General features: G+C 63.0%; 16 protein-coding genes and 2 tRNA genes. 16 read left to right on the top strand and 2 right to left on the bottom strand.

Features of this window, described 5'->3' with window-relative positions; genetic code table 11:
* The first annotated feature begins 113 nt into the window (after positions 1-113).
* A complete protein-coding gene (locus IP89_RS16220; RefSeq protein ID WP_043310653.1) occupies positions 114-419 on the top strand; it encodes a DUF2388 domain-containing protein in 306 nt (101 codons plus the stop codon).
* A 56-nt stretch (positions 420-475) separates the two neighbouring features.
* On the opposite strand, the gene IP89_RS16225 is transcribed toward IP89_RS16220, so the two are convergent.
* A complete protein-coding gene (locus IP89_RS16225) occupies positions 476-1,759 on the bottom strand; it encodes an FAD-binding oxidoreductase (protein ID WP_043310654.1) in 1,284 nt (427 codons plus the stop codon).
* A gap of 185 nt (positions 1,760-1,944) precedes the next feature.
* Here IP89_RS16225 and IP89_RS16230 point away from each other — a divergent pair.
* The 10 genes from IP89_RS16230 (at position 1,945) to IP89_RS16275 (ending at position 9,697) form a co-directional block, all read left to right on the top strand.
* Positions 1,945-2,021 (top strand) — tRNA-Val (locus IP89_RS16230).
* A gap of 224 nt (positions 2,022-2,245) precedes the next feature.
* Complete coding sequence (thrS, locus tag IP89_RS16235; protein ID WP_043310655.1) at positions 2,246-4,168, top strand: threonine--tRNA ligase; 1,923 nt, start codon at positions 2,246-2,248, stop codon at positions 4,166-4,168.
* Positions 4,168-4,719 carry a translation initiation factor IF-3 gene (gene infC / locus IP89_RS16240; protein WP_177326891.1) on the top strand — a complete coding sequence of 184 codons (552 nt, stop codon included), beginning with the start codon at positions 4,168-4,170 and terminating at the stop codon, positions 4,717-4,719. The genes thrS and infC overlap by 1 nt, the downstream gene beginning before the upstream one ends.
* Positions 4,720-4,779: 60 nt before the next feature.
* A complete protein-coding gene (gene rpmI, locus IP89_RS16245; RefSeq protein ID WP_021701550.1) occupies positions 4,780-4,974 on the top strand; it encodes a 50S ribosomal protein L35 in 195 nt (64 codons plus the stop codon).
* 31 nt (positions 4,975-5,005) lie between these two features.
* The gene (rplT, locus tag IP89_RS16250; protein WP_003243409.1) at positions 5,006-5,362 is read left to right on the top strand and encodes a 50S ribosomal protein L20; all 357 of its coding nucleotides are present in this window, start codon (positions 5,006-5,008) and stop codon (positions 5,360-5,362) included.
* Between the two features lie 95 nt (positions 5,363-5,457).
* Entirely contained in the window at positions 5,458-6,474 is a 1,017-nt protein-coding gene (gene pheS / locus IP89_RS16255) for a phenylalanine--tRNA ligase subunit alpha (protein ID WP_043310657.1), read from the top strand.
* A gap of 42 nt (positions 6,475-6,516) precedes the next feature.
* A complete protein-coding gene (pheT, locus tag IP89_RS16260) occupies positions 6,517-8,895 on the top strand; it encodes a phenylalanine--tRNA ligase subunit beta (protein WP_043310658.1) in 2,379 nt (792 codons plus the stop codon).
* Between the two features lie 3 nt (positions 8,896-8,898).
* A complete protein-coding gene (gene ihfA, locus IP89_RS16265) occupies positions 8,899-9,201 on the top strand; it encodes an integration host factor subunit alpha (RefSeq protein ID WP_002553164.1) in 303 nt (100 codons plus the stop codon).
* Positions 9,182-9,538, top strand: coding sequence for a MerR family transcriptional regulator (locus tag IP89_RS16270; RefSeq protein ID WP_043310659.1), 357 nt, complete (start codon positions 9,182-9,184; stop codon positions 9,536-9,538). Before ihfA ends, IP89_RS16270 begins: the two co-directional genes overlap by 20 nt.
* Before the next feature lie 82 nt (positions 9,539-9,620).
* Positions 9,621-9,697: transfer RNA gene (locus IP89_RS16275), tRNA-Pro, on the top strand.
* Positions 9,698-9,754: 57 nt separating this feature from the next.
* Here the strand turns inward: IP89_RS16275 and IP89_RS16280 are convergent.
* A complete protein-coding gene (locus IP89_RS16280) occupies positions 9,755-12,718 on the bottom strand; it encodes an autotransporter outer membrane beta-barrel domain-containing protein (protein WP_156115071.1) in 2,964 nt (987 codons plus the stop codon).
* Positions 12,719-12,907: 189 nt separating this feature from the next.
* On the opposite strand from IP89_RS16280, the gene IP89_RS16285 reads away from it, so the two are divergent.
* The 5 genes from IP89_RS16285 to IP89_RS16305 all read left to right on the top strand — a co-directional run bounded on the left by IP89_RS16285 (position 12,908) and on the right by IP89_RS16305 (position 19,111).
* Positions 12,908-14,680, top strand: a complete 1,773-nt coding sequence (locus IP89_RS16285; RefSeq protein WP_043310661.1) for a response regulator — start codon at positions 12,908-12,910, stop codon at positions 14,678-14,680.
* Positions 14,681-14,790: 110 nt separating this feature from the next.
* Positions 14,791-15,540 carry a GntR family transcriptional regulator gene (locus IP89_RS16290; protein ID WP_043310662.1) on the top strand — a complete coding sequence of 250 codons (750 nt, stop codon included), beginning with the start codon at positions 14,791-14,793 and terminating at the stop codon, positions 15,538-15,540.
* Positions 15,537-17,261 (top strand): fumarate reductase/succinate dehydrogenase flavoprotein subunit, encoded by a 1,725-nt coding sequence (locus tag IP89_RS16295; RefSeq protein ID WP_043310663.1) that lies wholly within the window; start codon positions 15,537-15,539, stop codon positions 17,259-17,261. Before IP89_RS16290 ends, IP89_RS16295 begins: the two co-directional genes overlap by 4 nt.
* A 74-nt stretch (positions 17,262-17,335) precedes the next feature.
* On the top strand, positions 17,336-17,581 hold the full coding sequence (locus tag IP89_RS16300; RefSeq protein ID WP_043310664.1) for a ferredoxin family protein: 246 nt from the start codon (positions 17,336-17,338) through the stop codon (positions 17,579-17,581).
* Positions 17,582-17,704: 123 nt separating this feature from the next.
* Complete coding sequence (locus IP89_RS16305) at positions 17,705-19,111, top strand: ABC transporter substrate-binding protein (RefSeq protein ID WP_043310665.1); 1,407 nt, start codon at positions 17,705-17,707, stop codon at positions 19,109-19,111.
* The last annotated feature ends 90 nt before the right edge of the window (positions 19,112-19,201 follow it).

The raw sequence follows: 19,201 nt of genomic DNA on the forward strand, positions 1-19,201 counted from the left end.
CCCGCATTTTACCCCAGTCGCTCGCCCGGCGCGGAGGTTGGCTGCTATACCTTGAGTCAGGCGCTGGGTACTCTGCTGCCCAGGTTGCATCTTTACTCGAGGGAGTTCGCATCATGCAAAGCAAACACTGGCTGGCTGTGCTGGCAATGGGGCTGAGCCTGCAGGTCGGGGCTACCAGCTTTGTGGTGACCACCGATGGCATCGTCAACTCGGTGGAGGGGACGAGCGACGTTACCTCGTCAAGCTTCGGCGACGACAAGGTGGTGCGCGAGGCCAAGGACGATGCGGCCAGCTTTGTCGCCAGTGCCGGTGCCATTCGCGGCGCACACCTGGAGGCGGCCCTGCAGCATATTCGTGGCAAGCTGCCGACCCTGCAGGTAAGCGACATGCAGCTGGCGCAGGCGATCCTGGCCATCTGAGGCTCTTTCAGAATGAAAAACGGCGCCCTGGGGCGCCGTTTTTGTATTCGCCGCGATTACACGCCCAGCTTGTCGCGCAGGCTGTAGTACCAGGCGCCAATGGCGCTGAACGGTACCTGGAACAGGCGGCCACCCGGGAAGGGGTAGTGCGGCAGGCTGGCGAAGGCGTCGAAGCGCTCGGCCTGGCCGCGCAGGGTTTCCGCCAGAAGCTTGCCGGCCAGGTGGGTGTAGGTCACGCCGTGGCCGCTGCAGCCCTGGGAGTAATAGATGTTGTCGCCGAGGCGACCGACCTGCGGCAGGCGCGACAGGGTCAGCAGGAAGTTGCCGGTCCAGGCGAAGTCGATCTTCACGTCCTTCAGTTGCGGGAAGGTCTTGAGCATCTTCGGACGGATGATCGCCTCGATGTTCGCCGGGTCGCGGGCGCCGTAGACCACGCCGCCACCGAAGATCAGGCGCTTGTCACCGGTCAGGCGATAGTAGTCGAGCAGGTAGTTGCAGTCCTCGACGCAGTAGTCCTGCGGCAACAGGCTCTTGGCCAGCTCGTCGGACAGCGGTTCGGTGGTGATCACCTGGGTGCCGCACGGCATGGACTTGCTGGCCAGTTCCGGCAGCAGGTTGCCCAGGTAGGCGTTACCTGCAACGACTACGAACTTGGCCTTCACGCGGCCTTCCGGGGTGTGCACCACCGGGTTGGCGCCGCGCTCGACGCGAATCGCCGGGCTCTGCTCATGGATGATGCCGCCCAGCGATTCCACTGCAGCGGCTTCGCCCAGCGCCAGGTTGAGCGGATGGATATGGCCGCCGCTCATGTCCAGCATGCCGCCGACATAGGTGTCGGTATCCACGACTTCGCGGATGCGCTTCTCATCCAGCAATTCAAGCTGGGTGTGGCCGTAGCGTTCCCATAGCTTCTTCTGCGATTCCAGGTGTTTCATGTGCTTCGGGGTGTTGGCGGCAAATACGCCACCGCCCTTCAGATCGCACTTGATGTCGTACTTGGCGATGCGCTCGCGGATGATGCGACCGCCTTCGAAGGCCATATCGCCCAGCAGCTTGGCGTGTTTCGGGCCGACGGTGCGCTCGATCACATCGATATCGCGGCTATAGCTGTTGACGATCTGGCCGCCATTGCGGCCCGAAGCGCCGAAGCCGACCTTGGCAGCCTCGACGATGGTGACCTTGAAGCCGTTCTCCAGCAGGAACAGGGCAGTGGAGAGGCCGGTGTAGCCGGCGCCGATGATGCAGACATCGGTCTCGGTCTCACCCTGCAGAGCTGGACGCTGCGGAACCGGATTGGCCGAAGCGGCGTAATAGGACTGGGGGTAGGGAGTGTGCGCCATATTGGAACCTATGTTCTTTATTTTTTACGGACTAAGCGGATGCTACCCGAGTCGAAATGCGCCGGCTAGCCTCTGTGCAAAATTTTCAACGTAGCGCTGTGCGGCAAAAAATCCACTTTTTCAGAGGCTTAGCGAAAAAAGGTGTTGACACCTCAGCGAATCTCCCTAAAATGCGCCTCCATTGCAGGCACATAGCTCAGTTGGTTAGAGCACCACCTTGACATGGTGGGGGTCGTTGGTTCGAGTCCAATTGTGCCTACCAAATCCGAAAGGGGTCGTTCATACGACCCCTTTTTTATTGGCTGCTTGTCAGGCCTCCGGCTTTCTGAAAGCATCCGCGATTCGTTTACCTCCAGTGACTGCGGTCTGTTCCGGTTTGCCGCAAGGCTCCTGCCATCGTCTGGCAGGTGCGCCGCCGGATCGCTTCCTGGCTCATCCCAACCCATGTGACCTTTGGTAGGGGTCACCACTAGGAGAGGAGGCGCCATGCCCATCATTACTCTTCCCGACGGCAGTCAGCGTTCGTTCGATCATCCTGTTTCCGTGCTCGAGGTGGCTCAGTCCATCGGTGCCGGTCTGGCCAAGGCCACCCTGGCGGGCAAGGTCAACGGCAAGCAAGTGGATGCCTGTGATCTGATCGAGAGCGACGCGACTCTGCAGATTCTGACGTCGAAGGATGAGGAGGGGTTGGAGATCATTCGCCACTCCTGCGCTCACCTGGTTGGCCATGCGGTCAAGCAGCTCTATCCGAATGCCAAGATGGTGATCGGCCCGGTGATCGAGGAAGGCTTCTACTACGATATCGCCATCGATCGCCCTTTCACGCCTGACGACATGGCGGCCATCGAGAAGCGCATGGCGGAGCTGATCGACAAGGACTACGACGTCATCAAGAAGATGACTCCGCGTGCCGAGGTCATCGAGCTGTTCAAGGCGCGTGGCGAGGAATACAAGCTGCGCCTGATCGACGACATGCCGGATGAGCAGGCCATGGGCTTGTACTTCCATGAGGAATACGTGGACATGTGCCGTGGTCCGCACGTGCCCAATACGCGCTTCCTCAAGTCGTTCAAGCTGACCAAGATTTCCGGTGCCTACTGGCGCGGCGACTCGAAAAACGAGCAGCTGCAGCGCATCTATGGCACTGCCTGGGCGGACAAGAAGCAGCTGGCCGCCTATATCCAGCGCATCGAAGAGGCCGAGAAGCGCGATCACCGTCGCATTGGCAAGCAGCTGGATCTGTTCCACCTGCAGGAAGAAGCGCCGGGCATGGTGTTCTGGCATCCGGCTGGCTGGACTGTCTACCAGGTGCTGGAGCAGTACATGCGCCAGGTGCAGCGCGAGCACGGTTATGTTGAGGTGCGCACGCCGCAGGTTGTCGATCGCATCCTCTGGGAGCGCTCGGGTCATTGGTCCAACTACGCCGAAAACATGTTCACCACTTCGTCGGAAAACCGTGATTACGCGGTGAAGCCGATGAACTGCCCGTGCCACGTGCAGATCTTCAATCAGGGCCTGAAGTCCTACCGTGATCTGCCGCTACGTATGGCTGAGTTCGGCTCCTGCCACCGTAACGAGGCTTCCGGGGCGCTGCACGGCATCATGCGTGTGCGTGGCTTTACTCAGGACGATGCGCACATCTTCTGCACCGAAGAGCAGGTGAAGAAGGAGGCTTCCGACTTCATCAAGCTGACGCTGCAGGTATATGCCGACTTCGGTTTCACCGATATCGCCATGAAACTGTCCACTCGTCCGGCCAAGCGCGTAGGTTCCGACGAGCTGTGGGATCGCGCCGAAACTGCCCTGGCTGATGCGCTGAATGAATCGGGTCTGGCCTGGGAATACCAGCCGGGCGAGGGAGCTTTCTACGGTCCGAAGATCGAGTTCACACTGAAGGATTGCCTGGGGCGTAACTGGCAGTGCGGCACTCTGCAGTACGATCCGAACCTGCCGGAGCGTCTGGATGCCAACTATATCGCCGAAGATAACAGCCGTACGCGTCCGGTGATGCTGCACCGCGCCATCCTTGGTTCCTTCGAGCGCTTCATCGGTATGCTCATCGAGCACTACGCTGGTGCGTTCCCGAGCTGGCTGGCGCCGACTCAGGCAGTGATCATGAATATCACCGACAAGCAGGCCGATTTCGCCCTGGAAGTCGAGAAAACTCTCAACCAAAGCGGGTTCCGTGCCAAGTCTGACTTGAGAAACGAAAAAATCGGCTTTAAAATCCGCGAGCATACTTTGCTCAAGGTTCCCTATCTCCTGGTTATTGGCGACAGGGAAGTTGAGACACGATCCGTTGCTGTGCGTACCCGCGAAGGTGTAGACCTGGGCTCGATGCCTCTGGAACAGTTCGCCGAGCAGCTCAAGCAAGCGGTTTCCCGGCGTGGTCGCCAAGATTCGGAGTAATCATTATTAAGCGTGAAATGAGACAGGATAAGCGGGCCGTCCCGAAGGCGCCGATCAACGAGAACATCACCGCGCGTGAGGTTCGTCTGATTGGTGCGGACGGTCAGCAGATTGGTGTGGTATCGATCGATGAAGCGCTGCGCGCTGCCGACGAAGCCAAGCTGGATCTGGTGGAAATCTCCGCTGATGCGGTGCCACCGGTTTGCCGGATCATGGATTACGGCAAGCACCTGTTCGAGAAGAAGAAGCAGGCTGCGGTCGCTAAGAAGAACCAGCACCAGCAGCAGATTAAAGAAATCAAGTTTCGTCCAGGGACGGAAGAAGGGGATTACCAGGTAAAACTACGCAACCTGGTACGTTTCCTTAATGAAGGGGACAAGGCCAAGGTATCCTTGCGATTCCGTGGTCGTGAGATGGCCCACCAGGAGCTGGGTATGGAGCTGTTGAAGCGGGTCGAAGCTGACCTCGCCGAAATCGGCACCGTAGAACAGCATCCTAAGCTGGAAGGACGCCAGCTGATGATGGTCATCGCTCCCAAGAAGCGTAAATAACCTCCCGGGCACTGGCAGGCCTGATGGTTATCAGTTGTTAATGAATGCGGAGTACTAAACATGCCAAAGATGAAAACCAAAAGCGGCGCGGCTAAGCGTTTCCTGAAAACTGCTGCCGGCTACAAGCACAAGCACGCTTTCAAGAGCCACATCCTGACCAAAATGTCCACCAAGCGTAAGCGTCAACTTCGCGGTAGCGAACTGATGCATCCGTCGGACAAGGCAAAAGTCGAGCGCATGCTGCGCGTTCGTTAATTCGGTCAAGATATTTTAGAGGTAATTACTCATGGCTCGTGTTAAGCGTGGCGTTATCGCTCGTGCTCGTCACAAAAAAATCCTGAAACTCGCCAAAGGCTACTACGGCGCGCGTTCGCGCGTGTTCCGCGTTGCCAAGCAGGCTGTGATCAAGGCAGGCCAATACGCCTACCGTGACCGCCGTCAGCGTAAGCGTCAGTTCCGCGCTCTGTGGATCGCTCGTATCAACGCTGGTGCTCGCGTCAACGGTCTGTCCTACAGCCGTCTGATCGCTGGCCTGAAAAAAGCGTCGATCGAAATCGACCGCAAGGTTCTGGCCGATCTGGCAGTGAACGAAAAAGCGGCGTTTGCTGCGATTGTCGAGAAAGCTAAGGCCGTTCTGGCTTAAGTCCCCCGACAATCACCGGGCTCGCCCGGTGGCAACGTCAAAGATAGGGGAAGAGCCTTCAAGCTCTTCCCCTATTTCGTATCTGGAGTCCGTACATGGAAAACCTGGATGCATTGGTCTCGCAAGCGCTAGAGGCCGTGCAAAACACCGCAGACGTGAACACCCTGGAACAGCTCCGGGTTCAGTATCTCGGCAAGAAGGGCGAATTGACCGCCCTGATGCAGACCCTGGGCAAGCTGTCGGCCGAAGAGCGCCCGCAGGCTGGCGCCTTGATCAACGCTGCCAAGAATCAGGTTCAGGACGCCCTGAACGCCCGCAAATCCGTGCTTGAGCAGGCCCTGCTCGCCGAGAAGCTGGCGTCCGAGCGTATTGACGTGACCCTGCCTGGCCGCGGCCAGGCCTCCGGTGGCCTGCATCCGGTCACCCGCACCCTCGAGCGCGTCGAGCAGTTCTTCACCCATATCGGCTACAGCGTGGCCGAGGGGCCGGAAGTCGAAGACGACTACCACAACTTCGAAGCGCTCAATATCCCCGGCCACCACCCGGCGCGGGCGATGCACGACACCTTCTATTTCAATGCGAACATGCTGCTGCGCACCCACACCTCGCCGGTACAGGTGCGCACCATGGAATCGCAGCAGCCGCCGATTCGCATCGTCTGCCCCGGCCGCGTGTACCGCTGCGACTCCGATATCACCCACTCGCCGATGTTCCACCAGGTCGAAGGTCTGCTGATCGACGAGGGCATCAGCTTTGCCGACCTCAAGGGCACCATCGAGGAGTTCCTCCGCGTGTTCTTCGAGAAGCCGCTGGGCGTGCGCTTCCGCCCGTCCTTCTTCCCCTTCACCGAGCCGTCGGCCGAGGTCGACATGCAGTGCGTGATGTGCTCCGGCAAGGGTTGCCGCGTGTGCAAGCAGACCGGCTGGCTGGAAGTGATGGGCTGCGGCATGGTGCATCCGAACGTTCTGCGCATGTCCGGCATCGATCCGGAGAAGTACTCCGGCTTCGCCTTCGGCATGGGCGTCGAGCGCCTGGCCATGCTGCGCTACGGCGTCAATGACCTGCGCCTGTTCTTCGATAACGACCTGCGGTTCCTGGCGCAATTCCGCTAGCCGCACGCCCCGTATCGAATTCGCTTAAGGAGAACAGACAGCATGAAATTCAGTGAACAGTGGCTGCGCAGCTGGGTAAACCCGGCAGTTTCGCGCGACGAGCTGGTGGCCCGCCTGTCCATGGTCGGCCTGGAAGTGGACGCCGTGATTCCCGTCGCCGGCCAGTTCAGCGGCGTGGTGGTAGGCGAGATCCTCAGCGCCGAACAACACCCGGACGCCGACAAACTGCGCGTGTGCCAGGTCAGCAACGGTAGCGCCACCTTCCAGGTGGTCTGCGGCGCGCCCAATGCCCGCGCCGGCATCAAGACTCCCTTCGCCATGATCGGCGCCGAGCTGCCGGGCGACTTCAAGATCAAGCAGGCCAAACTGCGCGGCGTGGAGTCCCAGGGCATGCTCTGCTCGGCCTCTGAGCTGCAAGTCAGCGACGACAACAACGGCCTGATGGAGCTGGCGGCAGACGCCCCGGTCGGCCAGAGCCTGCGCGACTACCTCGGTCTGGACGATGCCAGCATCGAGATCGGCCTGACCCCGAACCGTGGCGACTGCCTGTCGCTGGCCGGTCTGGCTCGCGAAGTCGGCGCGATTTACGGTGCCCCGGTAACGGCGGTCTCCGTTGCCCCGGTTGCGGCCGTCCATGACGAGGTGCGTCCGGTCGAGGTGCTGGCCCCCAAGGCCTGCCCACGTTACCTGGGCCGCGTCGTCCGCAGTGTCGACCTGTCCAAGCCGACCCCGCTGTGGATGATCGAGCGTCTGCGTCGTTCCGACATCCGCAGCATCGACGCCGCCGTCGACATCACCAACTACGTGATGCTCGAACTCGGCCAGCCGATGCACGCCTTCGATCTCGCCGAGATCAACGGCGGCATCCGCGTGCGCATGGCGGAAGAGGGCGAGAAGCTGGTCCTGCTGGACGGCCAGGAAGTCAGCCTGCGCGCTGATACCCTGGTGATCGCCGACCACAACCGCGCCCTGGCCATCGCCGGCGTGATGGGCGGCGAGCACAGCGGCGTCAGCGACAAGACTCGCGACCTGTTCCTGGAAAGCGCCTTCTTCGACACCATCTCGGTGGCTGGCAAGGCTCGTTCCTATGGCCTGCACACCGATTCCTCGCACCGCTTCGAGCGCGGTGTGGACTCGCAGCTGGCGCGCAGCGCCATGGAGCGCGCCACCGCGCTGCTGCTGGAGATCGTCGGCGGCGAAGCTGGCCCGATCATCGAAGCGGCCAGCGCTGCTGATCTGCCGAGCGTCGCACCGATCACCCTGCGTGCCGAGCGCATCAGCCAGATGCTGAGCATGGACATGGACGACGCCGAGGTCGAGCGCCTGCTCAATGCGCTGGGCCTGAGCACCGTCGCCCAGGGCGCCGGTCAGTGGCAGGTCAGCGTGCCGAGCCACCGCTTCGACATCAGCCTGGAAGTGGACTTGATCGAAGAGCTGGGCCGCCTGTACGGCTACAACCGCCTGCCGGTGCGCTACCCGCAGGCCCGCCTGGCTCCGCAGGCCAAGGCCGAGGCCCGTGCCGAGCTGCCGGCCCTGCGTCGCCTGCTGGTCGCGCGCGGCTATCAGGAAGCCATCACCTACAGCTTCATCGATCCCAAGCTGTTCGAGCTGTTTAATCCGGGCGTGGCGCCGCTGCAACTGGCCAACCCGATCTCCGCCGACATGGCCGCCATGCGTTCCTCGCTGTGGCCAGGCCTGGTCAAGGCGCTGGAGCACAACCTCAATCGTCAGCAATCGCGCGTGCGCCTGTTCGAGAGCGGCCTGCGCTTCATCGGCCAGCTCGAAGGTCTGAAGCAGGAAGCCATGCTGGCTGGCGTGATCAGTGGCAGCCGCCTGCCGGAAGCCTGGGCCAATGGCCGCGAGAACGTGGATTTCTACGATCTCAAGGCCGATGTCGAAGCACTGCTGGGCTATGCCGGCGCTGCCGATGCCTTCAGTTTCGTGCCGGGCGAACATCCGGCCCTGCATCCGGGCCAGACCGCACGTATCGAGCGGGAAGGGCGCCTGGTTGGCTTCCTCGGTGCAATGCATCCGGAGCTGGCTAAGACCCTGGGCCTGGATCAGCCGGTATTCCTCTTCGAGCTGGTACTGGCCGAAGTGGCTACCGGACGCATGCCGGCGTTCAGCGAACTGTCACGCTTCCCTGAGGTGCGCCGCGACCTGGCCCTGCTGGTGGACCGCGAGCAGCCGGCCGAAGCCGTACTGGCTACCATCCGCGAGGCCGCTGGCGAGTGGCTGACGGACCTCAGACTGTTTGACGTGTATCACGGTAAAGGCATTGATCCACATAGAAAAAGCCTAGCCGTTGGCTTGACCTGGCAACATCCATCGCGCACTCTTAACGACGATGAGGTGAATACAACTACGCAAAACATCATCACCTCGCTGGAAGAAAGGTTCAACGCCACGTTAAGGAAGTAGCGTATGGGGGCTCTGACGAAAGCTGAGATGGCGGAACGTCTGTATGAAGAGCTTGGCCTGAATAAGCGGGAAGCCAAGGAGTTGGTGGAGCTGTTTTTCGAGGAAATCCGCCACGCGCTGGAAGATAACGAGCAGGTCAAATTGTCCGGTTTCGGCAATTTCGACCTGCGCGATAAGCGTCAGCGCCCGGGCCGCAATCCCAAGACAGGCGAAGAAATCCCGATCACGGCTCGCCGTGTTGTTACCTTTCGTCCGGGCCAGAAATTGAAGGCCAGAGTAGAGGCATATGCTGGAACCAAGTCATAACGACGAGCTGCCGCCTATTCCTGGCAAACGCTACTTCACCATTGGCGAAGTCAGCGACCTCTGTGCCGTCAAACCTCATGTTTTGCGTTACTGGGAGCAGGAGTTTCCTCAGCTCAATCCGGTGAAGCGGCGGGGCAACCGTCGCTATTATCAGCGCCAAGACGTGCTGATGATCCGCCAGATCCGAGCGCTCCTGTACGATCAGGGCTTCACCATCGGCGGGGCGCGTCAGCGTCTCTCCGGCGACGAAGCCAAGGACGACACTACCCAGTACAAGCAGCTGATCCGGCAGATGATTGCTGAACTCGAGGATGTTCTGCTGGTGCTTCGCAAGTAAGCCTCCGGCGGTAAAAAAAACTTCCACAATTCAGCAGCTTATTGTAAAGTCCTCCCCGCTTCAGGTAACTCGGAAGCATCGTCGGGGCGTAGCGCAGCCCGGTAGCGCACTTGCATGGGGTGCAAGGGGTCGAGTGTTCGAATCACTCCGTCCCGACCAAATAACCCTAATAAAAAGGCCAGTCAGGAATGACTGGCCTTTTTGTTTGTCTCGCGTTTACCAGAGGTAGCGATAGCCCAGAGTCACTGCCCAGGGTTGTTCCATGTCGTGGCCGTTGGCGTAGTTGGCCTCCAGCGAGACTTTCTGTTGCGGGCTGATCTGCAGGGCGTTACCGATGCCGATCTCGGTGCGGGAGCCGGGCAGGGCGTTGTCGAATTTGTGGCCGTTGACGGTCACGCTCTGGTCGCCGGACAGTTCGTCGATGTAGGAAGTGATGAGGTAGCTCTGCAGCTGCATGCCGGAGTCGAGGCGCATGGTGCGGCCGCCGCGTACGCCGAGGCGCCCTTGTACCGAGTCGGTGTCACTGGCCTTGACCTTCAGGCCATCACTGCTGGTGTACTGCGGCCCTTCCAGGTGAGTGGCAGCGAGCTGGGCTTGGGGCTCGACGAACCAGCCATCGCCCAGGTCGATTTGTTTACCGACCTCCACGCTCACGCCGACGGCGTTGCCGGAATAGTCGCCTTTCACGCTTTCGTCGACGTTGCTGATGACCTTGGTGTCGCCGTCCAGGCGGTTGTACTTGATCACGTTGTCGACGTACCAGCCGTCGTCGCGCAGGTAGGTGGCGTAGGCGCCCAGCATGCGGCTCTCGATGTCGCCGGAGCTGCGCTCGCCGAAGTCCATGTCCGAGCGGCTGGCGCCGACCATGCCGCCAACGTAGAGGGTGGCTTGGTCGAGGGCGATGGCACGGTCTGCGCCGATTTCCACTCCACTCAGATTCTGGTCGTAGGCGCGGCTGCGGTTTTCGTTCATGTGCAGGCTCTTGCCGATGCCGCGTACCCACACGCCACCCTGGTCATGACCGAGGCGCAGCTCGCCCAGGCGCTGGGTGAGGGTGCCGAGCTCGCTGTAGTAGAGGTTGGCCGCGGCGCTTTGCATGCCCAAGGCGACGTTGGAGCCTTTCGACAGGATGTCCGGTTGCGACGGTTTGCCTTCGTTGCCGGATCCACCTGGCTTGCCTGTATTGCCGCCGGGTCCATCTGGATCGGTCGTACCTGGATCTGTGCCCGGATCGGTAGGATCAACCGGGTCTACAGGGTCCACTGGACCGGTGCCGTTGTCGGCGCCGACCAGGTACCAGTCTTGTCCTTTCTGTTCCAGGTTGTAGCGGTAGGCGCCGGCGTCCACATGGTCGCCGTAGAGGTCGAACTGGCCGGCGCCACCATGGGTTTCCACCACCAGCAACTGAGTGCCATCGGCTTCGCGGCCGCTATCGGCGATCACCAGGGTGTGCTGGCCTTCGGCATGGCCGCCGACGCTGATCAGGTCGCCCTGCACGCTGGAGAGGTCGGTATTCATCTGGAAGCTGCCGGAGCCGGTGAGGTCGCCGGCGATGGACAGGGTGTGGAAGCCATTAGCGGCGTTGAAGACCACGTTGGCGTTCTCCAGGTCCAGGTTGCTCAGGCTGGAGTTGCCGTTCATGCGCCAGGTGGCGCTGTGTAGATCGAGGTCGAGCGTGCCGCTGCTGGCGTCCTGCAGCTGGGTATCGCCGCGCAGGTCGCTGGAGTAGCTGCTCAGCTTCAGGCTGCCGTCGCCGACTACCTGGGCCAGCAGCCCGCTGGCGCCGGTGTCCAGGCTGGAGCCGGTCAGTACGGTCTGCAGGTTGGCGCCCTGGGCGATGGCAAAGCCGACACCGTTGCCGCTGTGCAACTCGCTGTTGTCGATGCGCAGATTGCCGACACTGCCACTCTCGGCACTGACCAGCGCCCCGTCGCTATCGACCAGGCTGCCGCTCAGGTCCACTTCGGCGGAGCCGTATGCCTGGCTGCCCTGGCTGAACAGCAGGGCGGAGCCGGAGCTGCTGCTCAGCTGGCTATCGGTGACCGTGGCACGTCCGCCGTTATCCAGATGCAGCGCGGCGCCGTGTTCGCCCGAGCTGTTTAGTGAGCTACGTTCGATCACTAGGCTGCCGGCGGCCAGCGCGTGGGCGGCGGCGGAATCCTTGCCGGTACTGCTCAGGCTGCTGTCGATGATGTCGATGCTGCCGCCCTCTGCAGTCCAGGCGCCGTCGGCCGAGTCGCCCGAGGTTTGCACGCTGCTGCCGGCGGTGAGGTCGATATGCGTGCCTTGGGAGGTATACAGGCCGTGGCTGCCGGCGCCATCGGTGATGACCTGGGTGTTGTCGAGTACGGCCGCGCCGCTGGCGTTGTTGACCATCACGCCGATGCTGCCGGCGCCCTGGGTGTGAATGCTGGAGTTGTCGATGTGATAGTCGGCGCCATTGCTGGAGATATGGATGCCGTGGCTGCCATCGCCCAGGGTGTCGATCTGCACGCCGTCGACCTGCAGCTGCGCGCCGTTGCTGGCATTGATGCCGGCACTGTCGGCACCCTCGGTGTGCAGTGTGCCGCCGTGCAGCACCAGGCTGCCGTCGTTGTCGATCTGTACGGCCGCGCTGTGGTCGCCGTGGGTGCTCAGTTGGGCATCTTCCAGCTGCGCGCTGCCGTTGTTGTGGGCATGCAGGGCCGCGGCGTTGTCGCCCTCGGTTTCCACGCTGCCGTGGTCGTAGCTCAGTGCCCCGCCAGTTTGCACATCCAGGCCCGCGGCACCGGCGCCGTGGGTAATCACGCTGGAGTTGCTCATGTTGGCCTGGCCGCCGTTCTCCAGCAGGCCGGCACCGTTACCGTCGGTTTCGATATGTACTGTATCCAGGTCGACATGCTTGCTGGCGTCCCACAGGTCCAACTGCACACCGGTGCCGTTGCCGGCGTTGTGCACATCGCTGTGGTCGATGCTGAAGTCCATGCCCTGCACGGTAATGGCTGCGTTGCCGGCGTCCACCTCGAAGTGAGCATCGTGCAGCTCGCTGGTGGGGTTGTCGCCCCAGGGCTGGAAGACTTCGGGGCTGTTGTAGTCCTGGGCGAAGCCAGGCGCGCTGCTCACGGCGGTGATGACCATCGCCAGCAGGGTAGGAAGGAACGGCGGGTGCTTGGCATGTTGTTGCGAGGGTGATTTGTTCATGGTGTTCACCTCGAGTCCTGGTCGTGGCCGGCGTTTTTTGCCTGGCGATGACTGGATTTTTCTCGGGTGGCCCGGGGGCGAAGATCGGAAAGCCTTGAGTCTTCTGTAGGAAATTTCCCACAGGAATTACCCGGCAAGCCGTGGATGCTCTAGCGTAAGAACGGGAATGGACTTCTCCGGGGGCGGCCCATGAGCCGAGTACTGATTGCCGACGGACATCCCGTCACTCGTCACGCCGTGCGCCTGTTGCTGGAGGGGCAGGGCCATCAGGTAGTGGGCGAGGCGCAGGACGGCGGCGACGCGGTACGCCTGGCGCTCGAGCTGGCGCCGGACCTGCTGATCCTCGATATCGAACTGTCGCGCCTCAACGGCCTGGACGTGATGGCCCGCCTGCATGCGCGCGGGGTAAAGGTGCCGATGCTGGGGTTCTCCTCCCAGGATTCCGAGCACATTGCCGGGCGCTTTTTGCAGGCGGGGGCAGCCGGCTTCGTCAGCAAGCATGACGACCTGCAGGAGCTGAGCCTGGCCGTATCCACCCTGTTGCGCGGGCGCAGCTACTTTCCCAGCCAGCTGCTGGGCAGCGTCAACCTGCCGGAGCTGCGCGAGGGCGAGGCGCAGCGGGTCGCGCATCTGTCCAATCGCGAGCTGAGCGTGCTGTATTTCCTCGCCAGTGGCCTGAACAACCATGCCATCGCCCAGGAGCTGACCATCAGCGAGAAGACGGTCAGCACATACCGCACCCGCCTGCAGCAGAAGCTCAACCTGCACACCCTGCCGGACCTGATCGATTTCGCCCGGCGCAACCAGTTGGTCGTGGGGCAGGGCGCGCAGCCAGCGACCCCCGCCGTGCCGGTTGACGATGAGCAGCATGCCCTGCTGCAGGCCATGATCGATGGCGTGCCGGCCGCACTCTACGTGCGCGATACCGGCGGCCGCCTGCTGTACGCCAATGCTGCATTCCTGCGCTTGTACGAGGTGGAGCTGGAGGCTGTGCGCGGCACTCGTGCGATCGACGTGGACTGGTACGCGCCGGCCGATGCCGCGACCCTGCAGGGCTTCTTCCTGCAGGCCATCGCTGCGGCCAAGCCTTTCGCTCGTGATATCGAAGTGCGCATCCGCGGCCGGCGCCGCATCCTCCATCACTGGGGAACTCCCTATCGTGATGCCAGCGGCAATCTGCTTGGCATGGTCTGCGGCAGCGCCGACATCACCGAGCGCCAGGACCAACTGCAGGCGGTGCGTGCGGCCAAGGAGCAGGCCGAGCTGGGCAACCGCAAGAAGCTGGATTTCCTGGTCAGCGCCAGCCATGAGTTCGGTCTGCCGCTGCAGGCGCTCTGCGGCATGCTCGACATGGTGCTGGGCCGCGCCGAGCTGAACGAGGCGGACGACGAGGCCCTGCACTTCGCCGCCAGTACGGCGCGTGACTTGCTGCAGCTGGTTGCCGAGTTGCAGGGCATCGCCCGCGTCGAGGACGGCCAGGATCGGGTGCAGTGCCAGGCGACCCGGCTGGACGAGTTGGTCGGCGCTGTTGTGCAGGGCCTGCACGCAGAAGCCGAGTCCAGAGGGCTGGAGCTGCAGCTGCGCATCGCCGAGTCGGCGCAGCAGCCGGTGCTGACCGACCCGGTGCGGCTGGGCGAGGCGCTGCGTCATCTGCTGCTGCATGCGCTGCGCAACACCGTTGCCGGCCGGGTGCGCCTGGGTGTGCAGGCCCAGCCCGATGGTGAGCGCATCGCCGTGCGCCTGGAGATCAGCGGTTCACCGCGCGAGCAGGCCGATCCGCTGCGCATCTATTCGCTGGCAGAGCTGGCCGAGGAGACAGCGCGGCAGATGGAGCGCAACAGCCCGGTGGGGCTGACCATCGCTCGCCGCCTGGTCGAGATGCTGCAGGGTGAGCTGGTCACCGCCAGCCCGCCGGAGCGTGGCGTGACGCTCAGCGTGCACCTCTTGCTGGAGCCGGCTTAAGCCGCGTTGCGCCATATGCTTATGCGATAAAAGTATTTTTAAGTCTTCTCTTATGCTCGCTATCTTCTCGTTACAGCTTGTTATGACAAGTAGAGATCAGAGACGAGAACATGGCCGAACTGCTTCCCCTGTCCCCCGTGCCGCTGTACAGCCAGCTCAAGGAGCTGCTGCGTGGGCGCATCCTTGACGGTACCTATCCGCCGCACAGTCGCATGCCTTCCGAGAGTGAGCTGGGCCAGGCGTTCGGTGTCAGCCGCATCACCGTGCGCCAGGCGCTGGGGGATCTGCAGAAGGAAGGGCTGATCTTCAAGATCCATGGCAAGGGCACCTTCGTCGCCAAGCCCAAGGCGTTCCAGAACGTCAGCACCCTGCAGGGCCTGGCCGAGTCCATGTCGCAGATGGGCTACGAGGTGATCAACCGCCTGCACAGCCTCAAGCATCTGCCGGCCAGCGCTCGCGTCGCCGAGCGCCTGGGGCTGGAAGAGGACGCGCCGGTGACCGAGATCAAGCGTGTGCGCCTGGTCAATCGTGAGCCGGTGTCGCTGGAAGTTACCTACGTACCGCGCGCCGTCGGCGAGAAGCTGGAGAAGGCCGACCTGGTGGCCCGCGACATCTTCCTGATCATCGAGAACGACTGCGGCATCGCCCTCGGTCATGCCGACCTCGCCATCGACGCGGTGTTGGCCGATGCCGACCTGACTCGCGCGCTGAACGTGGAGGAGGGCGCGCCGATCATGCGTATCGAGCGCCTGACCCACGCCGCCGATGGCACGCCGCTGGACTTCGAATACCTCTATTACCGCGGCGACGCCTTCCAGTACCGCCTGCGCATCGACCGCCAGAAGGGCTCCCACGCATGAACACCATCGAACGCGAATACGACCTGGTGGTGATCGGCGGCGGCACCGCCGGCCCGATGGCCGCGATCAAGGCCAAGGAGGCCAACCGCGAGCTGCGCGTGCTGCTGCTGGACAAGGCCAACGTCAAGCGCAGCGGCGCCATCAGCATGGGCATGGACGGCCTGAACAACGCGGTAATCCCCGGCCACGCCACGCCGGAGCAGTACACCAAGGAAATCACCATCGCCAACGACGGCATCGTCAACCAGGCGGCGGTATACGCCTACGCCACCAAGAGCTTCGAGACCATCGAGCAGCTCGACCGTTGGGGCGTGAAGTTCGAGAAGGACGAGACCGGCGACTACGCGGTGAAGAAGGTCCACCACATGGGCGCCTACGTGCTGCCGATGCCCGAGGGGCACGACATCAAGAAGGTGCTGTACCGCCAGCTCAAGCGTGCGCGGGTGGAGATCACCAACCGGGTCATCGCTACTCGCCTGCTGACCGACGCCGAGGGCGCGGTGAACGGGGTGATGGGCTTCGACTGCCGCACCGCGGACTTCCACCTGATCCGTGCCAAGGCCGTGGTGCTCGCCTGCGGCGCCGCCGGGCGCCTGGGTTTGCCGGCCTCGGGCTACCTGATGGGCACCTACGAGAACCCGACCAATGCCGGCGACGGCTACGCCATGGCCTACCACGCCGGCGCCGAGCTGGCGAACCTGGAGTGCTTCCAGATCAACCCGCTGATCAAGGACTACAACGGCCCGGCCTGCGCCTACGTCACCGGCCCGCTCGGCGGCTACACCGCCAACAACAAGGGCGAGCGTTTCATCGAGTGCGACTACTGGTCCGGGCAGATGATGTGGGAGTTCCACCAGGAGCTGGAGGGCGGCAACGGCCCGGTGTTCCTCAAGCTCGATCACCTGGCCGAGGAGACCATTCAGAACATCGAGGAAATCCTGCATAGCAACGAGCGGCCCAGCCGTGGCCAGTTCCACGCCAACCGCGGCACCGACTACCGCACCGGCATGGTCGAGATGCACATCTCCGAGATCGGCTTCTGCTCAGGCCACAGCGCCTCGGGCGTGTGGGTCAACGAGAAGGCCGAGACCAGTGTGAAGGGCCTGTACTCGGCCGGCGACATGGCCGCCGTGCCGCACAACTACATGCTCGGCGCCTTCACCTACGGTTGGTTCGCCGGGGTCAACGCCGCCGAGTACATCGCCGGGCGTGACTTCACCGAGGTCGACGCGCAGCAGGTCGAGCGCGAGCAGGCGCGGGTCTATGCGCCGCTCAAGCGCGAGCATGGTCTGCCGCCGGCCCAGGTCGAGTACAAGCTGCGGCGCATGGTCAACGACTACCTGCAGCCGCCCAAGGTGACCAAGAAGATGGAGATCGGCCTGACCCGTTTCGCCGACATCCAGCGTGACCTCGACCAGCTCAAGGCCAACAACCCGCACGAGCTGATGCGCGCCCTGGAGGTAAGCGTGATCCGCGACTGCGCCGAGATGGCCGCACGCGCCTCGCTGTTCCGCACCGAGAGCCGCTGGGGGCTGTATCACCACCGCGTCGATCACCCGCAGCGCAACGACGCCGAGTGGTTCGCCCACTGCCACCTGAAGAAGGGTGATGACGGCGAGATGACCAGTTTCAAGAAGCCGGTGGAGCCCTACCTGATCCCGTTGGATGACGAGGAGCAGCACGCCTATGAGCGCCTGCGTGTACGTAGCGACGCCGCCTGACCACAACACCGCGTGCAAGGCCCCGAGCAAGGGCTGCAGAAACGAGAGAGCCACAGGCTCCGAGGAACCGTGACATGGCCTACCAGCCCCAGGAAATCTTCTTTCGCAGCAATGCGCCGGTGACCATCGACGAGGACAAGTGCATCGCCCACAAGGGCTGCACCGTGTGCGTCGAGGTCTGCCCGATGGACCTGCTGGCGATCAACCCGGCGACGCAGAAGGCCTACATGGCCTTCGACGAGTGCTGGTACTGCATGCCCTGCGAGAAGGACTGCCCGACCGGCGCGGTTAAGGTGGAAATCCCCTACCTGCTGCGCTGATCCACAAGAGCAAGAAATGCCACCGGCCCACCGCCGGACGCCTGATGCACCCACCCCTCGTTTCCCACCAGCCGACCGACTGGCGGAGACGATTCCATAACTACGATTCGAGGGGACAATCCCATGCGCTTGCGTACCACCCTGGCCGGCCTCGCCCTGGCCATCGCCACCGTTCATGCCAATGCCGAGACGATCCGCGTCGCCATCGGCACCCAGGACACCACCATTAACTGCGCCACCGGCGGCCTGCTCATTCGCGAGCTGGGCCTGCTCGACAAGTACCTGCCGAAGGACGGCAAGTACCAGGACGTGAAGTACGAGATCGAGTGGAAGAACTTCACCAGCGGCGCGCCCCTGACCAACGAGATGGTCGCCGGCAAGCTGGACTTCGGCGCCATGGCCGACTTCCCCGGCTCGTTCAACGGCGTCGCCCACCTCGATGCCGGCAAGCGCAGCCTGTTCCTCAGCGTGCTGTCCGGCAGCACCCGTGGTAGCGGCAACGGCATCGTGGTGCCGGCGGCCTCCAGCGTGCAGTCGCTGGCCGAGCTGAAGGGCAAGACCATCTCCGTGCCGTTCGCCTCCACCGCCCACGGCATGCTGCTGCGCGCCGTCGCCGCGCAAGGCTGGGACCCGCAGAAGGACGTACGCATCATCGCCCAGGCGCCAGAAATCGCCGGCTCGGCCCTGCGTAGTAACCGCATCGAGGCGCATGCGGACTTCGTGCCGTTCGCCGAGCTGTTCCCCAACCGTGGCTTTGCCCGCAAGATCTACGACGGCTCGCAAGCCAATGCACCGACCTTCCATGGCGCGCTGGTCGACGCCGAGTACGCCAAGAAGTACCCGGAAGTGGTCACCGCCTATCTGCGCGCCAGCCTCGAGGCCGACCGCCTGTTCGCCGAGTCGCCGGAGAAGTACAGCGAGCTGATCGAGAAGGTCACCGGCATCGAGGCTGAGGTGAACTACCTGTTCCACGGTCCGCTCGGCCTGCAGACCCGCGACCTGACCTGGAAGCCGGAGTACCGCAAGGCGCTGGCCACCTCCATCGACACCCTCAAGCTGCTGAAGAAGACCGACCGCGGCCTGGACGTGGACCAGTTCGTCGACGACCAGTACATCCGCGCCGCCTTCAAGCAGGCCGGTCGCGACTACGACAAGGCCCTGGCCGACTACCAGCCGCTGCCGCTCAAGGCCAATGACGCGCTGACCGGCAAACCGATCACCGACGTCTCGCGCCTGGCGCAGATCTGGGTGCGTGGCGAGGACAAGGTGCGCCACTACAGCTCGCCGGAAGCCGCGCTCAAGGCCCTGGCCGCGCTGGAACAGGAGGGCAAGGACATCCGCGCCATCTATGCCCAGGCCACCGACAGCGGCATCAAGCTGCTGGCCAACCAGGCCTGGTTCGTGCGCAACGGCAAGGGTGAACTCTCCGCCTTCCTGCTCAAGGACCAGGCCGAGGCCTACGCCCAGCAGCACGGCGGCACCGCGCTGGACTTCGTCAGCGCCAACCAGCAGGCCGTCGCCAGCCTTTGATGCTGATTGACTCCCTCTCCCTCCGGGAGAGGGTTGGGGTGAGGGCCGGTGTTGCCAGCTAAACCCTCACGCCTACGCGGCCCGCCCGGC

The organism is Pseudomonas sp. ML96, from assembly GCF_000761545.1.
In the GTDB taxonomy this organism is placed as follows: domain Bacteria; phylum Pseudomonadota; class Gammaproteobacteria; order Pseudomonadales; family Pseudomonadaceae; genus Aquipseudomonas.